This is a genomic window from Streptomyces sp. bgisy100, from assembly GCF_057709105.1.
Genome location: NZ_JBYITE010000020.1, coordinates 98,316 through 109,664, shown reverse-complemented (window position 1 = coordinate 109,664; position 11,349 = coordinate 98,316). Strand labels below are relative to the sequence as shown.

The window sequence follows — 11,349 nt, the reverse complement described above, 5'->3', positions numbered from 1 at the left end:
CCCCCCCCCCCCCCCCCCCCCCCCCCCCCCCCCACCCCCGAAACCCACCACACACCCGCACCCAACAAACCGGACACCCGCCGAAACGAACCGCTGAACCCCCGAGCGCGCGCCGCACGGCGAGACCCCACCCCCCGTCAATACACAGGCATCCCCGGATCAACCCGCTCCGCCCACTCCACGATCCCGCCCCCCAGATGCACCGCATCGGGATGCCCGTACTTCCGGGCCACCGCCAGCACCTCCGCCGACCGGATCCCCATCCGGCAGAAGAAGACCACCTTCCGGTCCTCGGGCAACCGCTCCACCGCCGCACTCCCGTCGAAGAACTCCCCCTTGGGGATCAGCACCGAGCCGGGAAGGTCGGAGAAGGCGTGCTCGTCCGGTTCGCGGACGTCGACCAGGTACAGCGGTACGTCCCGGTCGAGCAGGTCCTTGAGCTCGTCGACGGAGATCGTGTGCTCCCGGGCCGCCTCCGCCGCCTCCGGCGAGAGCAGCCCGAAGTACGGTTCGGCGGCCGTCAGCCCGGCCGGGCGGACGGCCGTGGGGTCGCGCTCCAGGGGGACCGTCCGGCAGTCGCCGCCCAGCGCGTCGTACTCCGTGATCCGGCCCACGAGCGGCTCTCCGCCGCCGGTCAGCAGCTTGACGGCCTCCACCGCCAGCGCCGCCGACAGCCAGCCGCCGAGGATTTCCAGGAACCCGGCCATCCCGCGGAAGTACGGCGCGGGCGGGGCCGGATGGAGATCGCGGTAGGTGGGTCCGTGCGCGTCCCAGAAGACGCCGACGCGCCCCCGGAGGCGGTCGACGCCGCCCCAGACGAACGGCTTGCCCAGGCGGGCGCAGACGTCGTCCACCAGGTAGCACCGGGCGGGGTCCTCGCTCGCGCAGAGCACCACGTCGTAGTCGCCGAGGACCGCCTCCGCGGTGCCGGCGTCCAGCCGGGTCCCGTGCGTCACGACCGTGACGGCGGGATGGGTCTCGCGCAGCGCCGCCGCCCACGCGGCGGCGCGTGACTCCTGCGGCACCGGGCGGCCGTCGGGTCCGGGCCGCCCCGGGCAGCGGTCCCACGTGTGCAGCGGGGCGCCGTCGGCGATGCCGAGCACACCCACGCCGGCGTCGGCGAGATGGCCGAGAGCGGGCGCACCGACCTCGTCGGCGCCGATCACCAGAACGCGGCCGTTCTTCAGCCGGCGCTGACCGAGCGCGCCGATCTCGGCCAGAATCAGCTGTCGTGCGTGCCGGCGCACATCGATGTCACCGAGTTCTTCGACCGGCTCGACCAGGGGCGGGAAAGGCATGGGACTCCTCATTCGGAAACGGAGGTGCTGACGACATCGCTCGCGGTCCTTCTTTCCGGCGAACCCCCCTTTCCGCCACACCTGTTTCCGCCACGCCCCCCCCCTTCCGCCATCCTCCCTTTCTCTCACGCCCCGGAACGGCGCCCCGTCCCGGCGAGAAACGGAAATCGCGAACCGAAGAAGACCTTCCGCACCGCACAAGGCCCTTGGATTTCCCCGCCGAACCGGAAAGGGACCCGAAGACTCAGCGCTCAGCGACGGAACCGACGGTGCCTCCGCCCGCTTCCGGCTATTCCGAAGCGGCGCCGCCCCACCGCGGCGTGTCGAGGATTTCCACCACGGCACAGCCCCAGTTGAACCCGTATCCGGTGCCGGCGAGCACCACCCGGTCGCCGGGCTCCAGCGCGCCGGTCTCCACCAGATGGTGCAGACCGAGCGCCTGGTCCCCGGCTCCGAGGTGGCCGATGCCGCGGCCGAAGTCCCAGGTGGTGCGCTCATGTCCGACGCCCATCGCGGCGAGCACGCTCCACCAGCGGACGGTCTGGCCCACGTTCGGCAGGACGAAGCGGCGGACCTCGGCCAGTTCGGTCTTCGCCTCGGTCAGTGCCCGCCCCATGCAGTCGCCCACTCCGCCGGCGATCTGCTCGGAGATCTTCTCCAGGTCGCGCAGCCGGGAGCGCATGAACAGCTTCTTGCGCGACCGCATGTTCAGCGGCTTGTCCCCGGACGCCGGGGCGTCGCGCAGCGAGCGGCCCCGGTACATCTCCTCCAGCGTCGGATCGGCGGTCAGCACGGTGGCCAGGACGCGGGCGAAGCCGGGGCGCCGGGTGAGGACGGTCGCCGTGGCGCCGTCGGCCATGACCGTGCCGCTCTCACTGCGGTAGCGGTCGAAGCCGGGGTCGCAGAACCGCTCCCCGGTGGTGAGCAGCACGGCCGCGTCGTCGTCGCACGCCGCGAGGTAGGCCGCACCCAGGCTGAGCGCGGCCACACCGCCGTTGGACTTCTGGTCCACATCGACGGCCGGCGCGTTCCCGCCGATGGTCTGCTGCTGGATGTACGAGGCCGGGGTCCACATGTCCTGGCCCTGGTAGTAGGTGCTGGCATGCAGGATCATGCGGACGTCGGCGGGGCGTGCCGCGCTCCGTTCCATGGCCTGCCGCACCGCGCTGACCGCCATGTCGGGGGCGAACTCGTCGGAGACGACGGCTCCCAGCAGGGCGTTGGCGGTGTATTCGGCGGACGGATAGCGCCCCTCGGCGACCGCGTCGGCCAGATCGGTCGGCCGGCCGAGCCGCACCCCTATCGCGTCGAGGTAGATGTCGTTCAGGAGCATGCCCAACCTCCTCATCACCGTGCGGCACGAGCGGGCTCGCGGGGATCGCACGCATACGGGTCAGTGACAGCGCCACGTCCCACCCGGTGACCGGGCTCCGGGGCAGTGGCGGAAACGCGAGCCGGGCCGGTGACCGGGCCGTCGGCGGGATCGGTGGCCGGGAGCGGTGACCGGTGCGGAGACGGGACCGCTGCCCGAGACGGTGAACACCCCCAGGACAGGACCGGCGACCGTCCCGGGGACAGCACCGGCGACCGGCTCGGGAACAGGACCGCTGCCCGTACCGGTACTGCCCGTACCGGCCCCGGCCGCTGCGCCACCCTCACAGATGCGCCCCGCCGGCGATCTCCAGCCGTTCGCCGGTGATCCACCGGGCGTCCTCGGAGGCGAGGAACGCGACGGCGTCGGCGACGTCCGCGGCCCGGCCGAGCCGCCCGAAGGCGCTCTGAGCCGCCGCGTCGGCCGCCGCCGCGGGGTCCCCGCGGAACCGGTCCCCGTGGAAGTCCGTGTCGATCAGCCCCGGTGCGACGGTGTTCACGGTGATCCCCCGCTCCCCCAGGTGCGGTGCCAGGGAGCGGCCGAACGCCTCGAGGGCGGCCTTGCTCAGGGCGTAGCCGATGATCCGGGGGTGTGCCACCCGGGTGGCGAGCGAGGAGATGTTGACGATCCGTCCGCCGGGTCGCATCAGGGGCAGTGCGCGCTGGACGATGAAGACCGGCGCCCGCACATTGACGGCGAGGACGCGGTCCAGCTGCTCCGGGGTGAGGTGTTCGATGTCCCCGGAGCATCCGATGCCGGCGTTGTTGACCAGGATGTCGAGGGCGGTGCCGCCGGTGTGCTCGCGCAGCCCCGCTTCCACCCCGGCGAACAGCACCTCGGCGGCGTCGGGGGCACCGAGTTCGGCCCGCACGGCGAAGGCCCGTCCGCCGTTCCGCTCGATGGCCGACACGGTCTCCTTCGCCGCGGTTCCGTCGTGCCCGTAGTGCACGGCGACCACGGTGCCGGGCCGGCCGAGGCGTTCCGCCGTCGCCCGTCCGATGCCGCGGCTCGCCCCCGTGACCAGTGCTGTCCGAGCCACTTCCGCTGTCAAGCATCCCCCTCATGTGCCGCGCGCAGAGCGCACAACGAACCCTCCGGTGGCGGGCGGCGGCGGCGCCGGGACACGGCGGTGCGGCCGCTCGGTCACCTGGAGCGGTGCCTTGACGGTGTCGGGAATCAGCCGGGGTACGGCTGGGGATCATGGATGAACAGTTCGGCGTTGCCGCCGCGGTGCCCCGCAACTTCCGTCCGGTGGACGGAACACCGTGGGCAGAGATCGCTTCCGGTGTTCAGCGTCGTGCGCTTGGTGCGAATACGGCTGTTCACATACGGGCGGCCACAGCCCCTCACGCGACGCGGCCGACGCTCCACGCGTGGGCCGAATCGGCAGCCGGGGCCACCGGGCACGAACATTAACACGGTGTGTCGTGGCGGAGGCAAGCATTCCCTGAGCTCCGGTAACGACCTTTGCCAAGCCATGAGTTGAGGACCGGTGAGGCCCCTCCGAACCGCCGCGAAGCGGAGTGGGAGGCCCCGGTCAACGGGTGCGCAGGGATGGCACGAACGGGGCGCGGCGGCATCCGTCGACTGCTAGGGTCACCGGGCCGGTGGTGCGGGACCGGTGCGAACCGGACAGTGCGACACGGGCACCCGGACGATGCCGGACACCGTTCACCGCGGGCCGGGTCCGGTGCGGCACCGCGCCGCCGGGTCACCGCGCGGTCGGCGTCGCCGGCCGCGGACCAGCGTCCCCGCCCGACAGCGCGCGACGGAGCGGGCACCGGGTACGAGGCAGCCGACGGCCGGGCACAACGCCCAGGCCCGGCACAGCGCATCACACGCGACACACAACGCCCCACGCACCAGGCTCGATCACCAGCAGCACCGTCGTCCGACGCCGACGACACCCGGCACCACACTGACGGCTCCTCCGGACGGCCCGCGTTCCGTGCCTGTGCGCCGGCGGCGGTACGCCCGGGGACATACGCACCCGGGGAGAGACACATGCACGGCACACCGTCCAGGTACAGCACGCCGCCGACGTCCGGTGAGCCCCGCACGCCCACGGAGCAGGTGGACGTGCTGGTGGCGGGGGCGAGCACCGTCGGCCTGTTCACCGCGATGTTCCTGGCCCGGCACGGTGTTCCGGTCCTGGCCGTGGAACGGCACTCCGCTCCGCTCGCCCACCCGCGCGCCATGGGTGTCGGCCCCCGGACCGTGGAGCTGCTGCGCGAGGCCGGCATCGACGACGCGGTGGACGCCCGCTGCGTGGACATGTCCGGCAGCAATCTGCAGATGTTCTCCGCGCCCACTCTGGCCACGGCCGACCTCGACGCACTGGCCGAGGCCGCGCCGCCGCGGACCGACGACTTCCGGGACGTCACCCCCCGGACGCTCCGCGGCACCTGCCCGCAGGGCCGGCTGGACACCGTGGCGATCGACGCCGCCCGCGCCCACGGCGCCACCGTCGCCTTCGGCACCGAGCTGCTCTCCTTCGTCCGGGACGAGGACGGGGTGGAGGCCGAACTCAAGGGACCGGAGGGCTCGTTCACCGTGCGGGCCCGGTATCTGGTGGCGGCCGACGGGGCGCGCAGCCCGGTGCGGTCCGCCCTCGGCATCGCCGTCTCCGGACCGGGCGAGCTGGGACAGCCGCTGGTGAGCGTGCTCTTCCGCAGCGATCTGCGGGACCTGACCGGCAGCCACACCTTTGTCATGTGCGACATCACCACGCCCGAGGCGGCGGGCGGTCTGCTGCCCGTCGACGGCGACCGCGAGTGGATCTACCACACGCGCTACGACCCGGCGGCCGGCCAGTCGCTCCAGGACTTCACCCCTGAGCGCTGCCGTGCGCTGGTCCGCTCCGCCGTGGGCGTGCCGGGTCTGGAGGTGGAGATCGTCGACGTCCTGCCGTGGCAGGTGCGGGCCGCGGTCGCCGACCGGTTCCGGTCCGGCCGGGTCCTGCTCGCCGGGGACGCCGCCCATGTCATCCCGCCGGTGGGGGCGTTCGGTATGAACACCGGAGTGGCCGACGCGCACAACCTGGCGTGGAAGCTGGCCGCGGTGCTCCGGGGCACCGCCGGACCCGGCCTGCTCGACACCTACGAGGCGGAGCGCCGCCCGGTGGCGCTGACCACGATGGAGCAGTCGCTGCTGCGCCTGGACGACCCGGGTCTGCACTGGGGGCGGGGCCCCGAGGCCGCTCGTGCGCGGGCGGCGGCGGGGGCCCTCAACGCACCGGTGGTCCACCTCGGTTACCGCTACGACTCCGCCGCCGTCGTGGACGCCCGGCCGGCCCTGCCCTCCACGGAGGACATCGGACGCGCCCTGGACGGCGCCCCGGGCTCCCGGCTCCCGCACCGGTGGCTCCGGCGGGGCGAGGAGCGGGTGTCCACGCTGGATCTCGCCGGCGGAGGCTTCGCCCTGCTCACCGGACCGGACGGCGGGGCATGGCTGGACGCCCTCCCGGAGGCGGCGGCCGCGCAGGGGGTCACGGTGGCCGGTCACCGGATCGGGGGCACTGACGACCTCACCGACCTCACCGATGCCGTCACCCCCTGGCCCCGATCCGTCGGCATCAGCGACTCCGGGGCCCTGCTGGTGCGTCCGGACGGCTTCATCGGCCGGCGGATTCCCGCGCTCGGCGAGGCCCCGGGCGAGGAGTTGCGGCGGGTGCTGGCCTCACTGCTCTGCCGGACGCCCGCAGAGTCCTGACGGGGCCGCGGGACCGGGACCGGACCGGGGCCGGACCGGGACCGCGCGGACGCGAACAGTCGGACGCCGATACGCGGACCTGCCGCCCCGACGGTGCGGGGCGGCACGGGCCGGCGGCGCCAACAGCTCATGGGCCCAGACCTGCGGACGGCCACCGGGGCAGGTCCCACCCGGGAATCAGGAATCGAAGACCGGCATGGGCTCCCCGCCGGGGTTCCACTGCTTCAGGAACGCCTCCTGGCGTGACACGTCCATCATCTCCAGCCGCACGCCCAGGCTGTCCGCACGGTGGTACGCGAAGGGACGGCCGTACGGGCAGCCGGTGAACTCCAGGGGCAGGCCCTCGTCGGCCAGTCGGCGGGAACTCTCCTCCACCGAACGGGTCCAGAACCCGATGTGATCGCACCGGGCGCCCAGCGAGGAGTCCCACGGGCTGCCCTCGGGTCCCTGGATCAGTTCGAAGTGCGGCGGCCCGGTGCGGGAGAACGCCATGCGGTACTCCCAAGGGCCCAGGGAGTCCTCCTTGATCGGGCTCCACTCGGTCCGGACCGTCCGGCTGAGATCGTCCATGGCACGCTCGATGTCCGGTACGACGAAGCAGACGTGGTAGAACACGGCCCGTCTCCCCCTCTCCTGTGGTGTGTTCGTGCGCTTGCTCACCGCTGGGTTCCGGCGGTGCGACCGGACCTCGTCCGCCCCGCCATCGCCCGGCCGTTCACCGCTGTACGCCGCCCCGCCCGGGGCGGAACCCCGCCGGGCCGGGGCAACGGGACAGCGGGCCGGAGCGACCCCCGCCGCCCCCGCCCCCGTCAGGTCCGGAGCAGGGAGCGGACATGTCTGCCGTAGTCGGACCCGGCCGACAGCCCGTCCGCGAGGGCCCTCAGTTGCTCCTTGCCGATGTACCCCATGTGGTAGGCGGTCTCCTCAAGGCAGGCGATCCGTAACCCCTGGCGCTTCTGCAGCACCTGCACGTACTGGCTGGCCTCCAGCAGGCTGTCATGCGTACCGGCGTCGAGCCAGGCCGTGCCCCGTCCGAGCCGTACGAGCCGGCCGCGGCCCTCGGCGACCAGCATCCGGTTGACATCGGTGATCTCCAGCTCCCCGCGTGCGGACGGGGAGATCTTCTCCGCGCAGATCAGGGCGTCGTTGCTGTACATGTACAGCCCGGTGACCGCGAGGTTGGACCGCGGTTCGGCCGGCTTCTCCTCGATGTCGAGCAGCCGGCCGTCCTCGTCGAGGGCGGCGACGCCGTAGCGCTCGGGGTCGGAGACGGGATAGCCGAAGACGGTGCAGCCGTCCACCGTCCCCGCGGCCTCCCGCAGGGTGGCGGGCAGCCCCTGCCCGTAGAAGATGTTGTCGCCCAGGATCAGGCAGACGTCCTCCTCGCCCGCGAACTCGCGGCCGATGAGCAGCGCTTCGGCGATTCCGCGCGGTGAGTCCTGGGCGGCGTACCGGAGGTCCAGGCCGAAGCGTTCGCCGTCGCCCAGCAGGTGCCGGAAGGAGTCGAGGTGCCGGCCGTCGCTGATCACGAGGATCTCGCGCATGCCGGCGAGCATCAGCACCGACAGCGGATAGTAGATCAGCGGCTTGTCGTAGACCGGGAGCAGTTGCTTGGAGCTGACGGAGGTCAGGGGCAGCAGCCGGGTTCCGGACCCTCCGGCCAGCAGTATTCCGCGCATCGTGGTGAGTTCCTTTCCGAAGGACCGGGTGTCATCGGGGGGACCGGGCGGGACCGGGGAGCGGGCAGGACCGGGGACCGGGCAGGGGCCGGAGACCAGGCAGGGACCGGAGACCGGCCGGTGTCGGCGCAGTCGGAGGACGGGGCTCAGGCGGTGGAGGAGAGGGCCCCCGCGCGGCCGCCGGCCCCGGTCTCCGCACGCCGGACGAGGGGACGCCACCACCGCGGGTTGTCGCGGTACCACCGGACGGTGGCGGCCAGCCCGGACGCCAGGTCGTGCCGCGGCGCGTAGCCGAGTTCCTCGCGGGCCTTGCTCCAGTCGACCGAGTAGCGCAGATCGTGGCCCTTGCGGTCGGGCACCTGCCGGACGGCGGACCAGTCGGCTCCGGATGCCGCCAGGAGCCGCTCGGTCAGCTCGCGGTTGGACAGTTCGGTGCCGCCCCCGATGTTGTAGATCTCCCCGGCGCGGCCCCGGGTGCGGACCAGTTCGATGCCCCGGCAGTGGTCCTCGACGTGCAGCCAGTCGCGGATGTTGCGCCCGTCGCCGTACAGCGGCACGGTGAGCCCGTCGATGAGCCGGGTGACGAAGAGCGGGATCACCTTCTCCGGGAACTGCATCGGCCCGTAGTTGTTGGAACAGCGGGTCACCCGCACGTCCAGGCCGTGGGTCCGGTGCTGGGCGAGGGCCAGCAGGTCGGAGGAGGCCTTGGACGCGGAGTAGGGGGAGTTCGGGAGCAGCGGGTGGGTCTCCCGCCAGGAGCCGTGCCCGATGGAGCCGTAGACCTCGTCCGTGGAGATGTGCACGAAGGTCCCCACTCCGTGGTGCAGCGCGGCGTCCAGCAGACACTGGGTGCCGAGCACATTGGTGCGTACGCACCCGCTGCCGTCCTCGATGGAGCGGTCGACATGGGACTCGGCGGCGAAGTGCACCACGGTGTCGACGCCGGGCAGCAGCCGGTCGAGCATCGCGCGGTCGGTGATGTCCCCCTGCCGGAACCGGAGCCGGCGGTCGTCCATGACGTCGGCGAGGTTGTCGAGGTTGCCGGCGTAGGTCAGCTTGTCGAGCACGGTGACGGCGTCCGCGCCGGAGTCCCGGAGCAGCATCCGGGTGTAGTGGGATCCGATGAACCCCGCTCCCCCGGTGACGAGTAGGTGCATTAACGGATCTCCTTCGGTGCGCGGGAATTCGGGGAGGGAGCACGGGCCGGCGGCCGGGGCGGCGAGCACGGGCCGACGGCCGGGGCGGCGAGCACGGGCCGACGGGCGGGGCGGCGAGCCGGTGCGGCGGCCGGGGCGGCGAGCCGGTGCGGCGGACGCCGGAGGCCGGTCCCCGGCGTCCCGGCCACAGGCGACGGCCTGCGCCGGCGCGCCGTCAGGACAGCTTCTCGACGATGGCGAGCACCTCCGGCGGGGCGGGCATCGCGGCGATCTCGCGGGCGAGTTCCGCGGCCCGCTCCCGGTAGGACGGGGTGGTCAGCAGGTCCTCGGCCGCCGCGGCGACGGCCTGAGGGGTGTCCTCGCCGGACAGCAGCATCCGGGCGGCGCCGTATCCGGCCAGCCGCTCCGACGGCGGTACCAGCTTGGGCATGTTGGGGATCAGCAGCTGCGGTACGGCAGCGGCCATACCGGTGAGAGCGGTGCCGCCACCCGCGTGGTGGACCAGCAGGTCGCAGCTGCGGGCGACGACGTCCAACGGCAGCCAGCCCGCCCGGACGCCCAGCCGCCTGGTGAGGTCTCCGGCGACGGCTGCCGGGGCGGCGACGACGATCTCGGCGTCCAGCTCCCCGACCTTTCCGACCAGTTCCACCAGGTAGTCGTCGAAGTAGCCGGGAGCCACCTTGGTTCCGGCGGTGACGCAGACCCGCCGGGTGGCGGACCGGCCCAGCATCCAGGGCTCCAGGGGCTGCTGCAGGTTGCACGGCACATAGCGCATGGGCTGGGCGGCGGGAGCGTCGGCGGGGCGGACGCTCGGCGGGCAGATGTCGATCCACAGGTCGGCGGCCGGGATGCCGTCCAGGCCCAGCCGGTCCAGTTCGGGGCGCAGCTCCTGTTCGGCGGCGGTGTCGAAGGCGGGCGGCTCCCCGGAGTCCCAGGAGTGACGTACGTACGGCACGCCGAGCCGGGAGGCGAGCAGGGGCGCGGAGAAGCAGAGCATGCCGCCGACGACGACGTCGGGGCGCCACTGTTCGGCGAGCCGGCCGAGCGGCGCCAGGTAGGCCGCCGCCATCCGGCCGAAGCCGCGCCCGATGAACTCCATGTGCTCCGACGGGCCCTCCGGTGCCGCGACCGGGGAGCCGGAGCGGTCGGTGGAGAAGTGCTGCCGGATCGGGACCGGGGAGACGGAGAGGCCCGCGAGGCCGGCCCCGGCGACGGCGTCCGCCGTCTCGTCGTTGCAGGCCACGATCACCTCGTGACCGGCGTTGCGGGCGGCCGTGGCCAGCGGGGTGAGCGGGAAGACCGTCGCCGGGCTGCCGCCGGTGACGAAGAGGATTCTCATGGACACCACCTGATCTGAGGCGCTTCGGAGCGTCGAGCGGACGGTTCGAGGTCACGCGGGACCCGGGTTCCGGCGGCCCGGAGCCCGGCGGACCGTGCAGGGCGCGTCCGGCCGTTCCGCCCTCCGGGGCGGACCGCCCGGCCGGTCGGGGCGGTGGTGCGGTGGTGCGGGGCGGACGTGCGCGGCGATCGTGCGGTCGTGCGGGCCTCCTGCCGCGCGCTCCCGCGCGTACCGGCAGGCGGAATCGGAAAACCGGAATACCCGGCACCGGAGACCGGCGTCAGCACGCCGAGAACCGGCTCCGGAAGATTCCCCCGCACGTCGCCGCACTGCTTCGACACAAAAGGATCAACGATGTTCGGCGAATATCCGGAAGGTGATCGTCAATTACCCCGCCGATGTTGTCGCAGCACGTGCGACCAGGAGTGCTTCGCATTGATGGAGCCATCTTCCGAGTGGCGGGAGGCTCAGCATATACAGACTCCCGTCAAACCTGACAGAAGCAGGAGAAGTTGACTGTCCGCAGCCACCCCCTCGTTGGGGATTGCCGCATTTCTCGACAAAAGGCAATGAACACTGCCCGCCCCTCGCCCCCGTCATGACGTTACGTCACCACTCCCCTGCCCCCACCCCACCTCCGACGGTGGCGCGGACCGCACCCCGACAGCACCCACGCACCCTTGAATGTGACTTGGGTCACGGTATATTGACGTTATGATCACGGCCCCTTAGATTGCAGCAGCATTGCAAGCCGCACCGCGTTCGCTGCCGCTTGCTCATTCCTTACCCGGCA

At 72.6% G+C, this 11,349-nt stretch carries 8 protein-coding genes; 1 reads left to right on the top strand and 7 read right to left on the bottom strand.

What is annotated here, in order from left to right:
- Positions 1-137: 137 nt before the first annotated feature.
- From AC3EQ1_RS16180 to AC3EQ1_RS16170, 3 genes are all read right to left on the bottom strand, one after another.
- The gene (locus AC3EQ1_RS16180) at positions 138-1,298 is read right to left on the bottom strand and encodes a ThiF family adenylyltransferase (RefSeq protein ID WP_432095003.1); all 1,161 of its coding nucleotides are present in this window, start codon (positions 1,296-1,298) and stop codon (positions 138-140) included.
- 289 nt (positions 1,299-1,587) lie between these two features.
- On the bottom strand, positions 1,588-2,631 hold the full coding sequence (locus tag AC3EQ1_RS16175; RefSeq protein ID WP_432095002.1) for a ketoacyl-ACP synthase III family protein: 1,044 nt from the start codon (positions 2,629-2,631) through the stop codon (positions 1,588-1,590).
- 322 nt (positions 2,632-2,953) lie between these two features.
- The gene (locus AC3EQ1_RS16170) at positions 2,954-3,709 is read right to left on the bottom strand and encodes an SDR family oxidoreductase (protein ID WP_432095001.1); all 756 of its coding nucleotides are present in this window, start codon (positions 3,707-3,709) and stop codon (positions 2,954-2,956) included.
- 965 nt (positions 3,710-4,674) lie between these two features.
- Between AC3EQ1_RS16170 and AC3EQ1_RS16165 the strand changes: the two genes are divergently transcribed.
- On the top strand, positions 4,675-6,381 hold the full coding sequence (locus AC3EQ1_RS16165; RefSeq protein ID WP_432095000.1) for an FAD-dependent monooxygenase: 1,707 nt from the start codon (positions 4,675-4,677) through the stop codon (positions 6,379-6,381).
- Between the two features lie 177 nt (positions 6,382-6,558).
- Here the strand turns inward: AC3EQ1_RS16165 and AC3EQ1_RS16160 are convergent, their stop codons facing one another.
- The 4 genes from AC3EQ1_RS16160 to AC3EQ1_RS16145 all read right to left on the bottom strand — a co-directional run bounded on the left by AC3EQ1_RS16160 (position 6,559) and on the right by AC3EQ1_RS16145 (position 10,556).
- On the bottom strand, positions 6,559-6,996 hold the full coding sequence (locus tag AC3EQ1_RS16160) for a VOC family protein (protein WP_432094999.1): 438 nt from the start codon (positions 6,994-6,996) through the stop codon (positions 6,559-6,561).
- Positions 6,997-7,190: 194 nt separating this feature from the next.
- Positions 7,191-8,060 (bottom strand): glucose-1-phosphate thymidylyltransferase RfbA, encoded by an 870-nt coding sequence (gene rfbA, locus AC3EQ1_RS16155; RefSeq protein ID WP_432094998.1) that lies wholly within the window; start codon positions 8,058-8,060, stop codon positions 7,191-7,193.
- Between the two features lie 146 nt (positions 8,061-8,206).
- Positions 8,207-9,217: a dTDP-glucose 4,6-dehydratase gene (gene rfbB, locus AC3EQ1_RS16150; RefSeq protein WP_432094997.1), complete on the bottom strand. Its 1,011-nt coding sequence runs from the start codon at positions 9,215-9,217 to the stop codon at positions 8,207-8,209.
- A gap of 214 nt (positions 9,218-9,431) precedes the next feature.
- Positions 9,432-10,556 carry a nucleotide disphospho-sugar-binding domain-containing protein gene (locus AC3EQ1_RS16145; RefSeq protein WP_432094996.1) on the bottom strand — a complete coding sequence of 375 codons (1,125 nt, stop codon included), beginning with the start codon at positions 10,554-10,556 and terminating at the stop codon, positions 9,432-9,434.
- Positions 10,557-11,349: the final 793 nt, after the last annotated feature.

Coding starts and splice junctions, on each gene's coding strand:
- AC3EQ1_RS16180 (WP_432095003.1), bottom strand. CDS start 1,298: ATGCCTTTCCCGCCCCTGGTCGAGCCGGTCGAAGAACTCGGTGACATC.
- AC3EQ1_RS16175 (WP_432095002.1), bottom strand. CDS start 2,631: ATGCTCCTGAACGACATCTACCTCGACGCGATAGGGGTGCGGCTCGGC.
- AC3EQ1_RS16165 (WP_432095000.1), top strand. CDS start 4,675: ATGCACGGCACACCGTCCAGGTACAGCACGCCGCCGACGTCCGGTGAG.
- rfbA (WP_432094998.1), bottom strand. CDS start 8,060: ATGCGCGGAATACTGCTGGCCGGAGGGTCCGGAACCCGGCTGCTGCCC.
- rfbB (WP_432094997.1), bottom strand. CDS start 9,217: ATGCACCTACTCGTCACCGGGGGAGCGGGGTTCATCGGATCCCACTAC.
- AC3EQ1_RS16145 (WP_432094996.1), bottom strand. CDS start 10,556: ATGAGAATCCTCTTCGTCACCGGCGGCAGCCCGGCGACGGTCTTCCCG.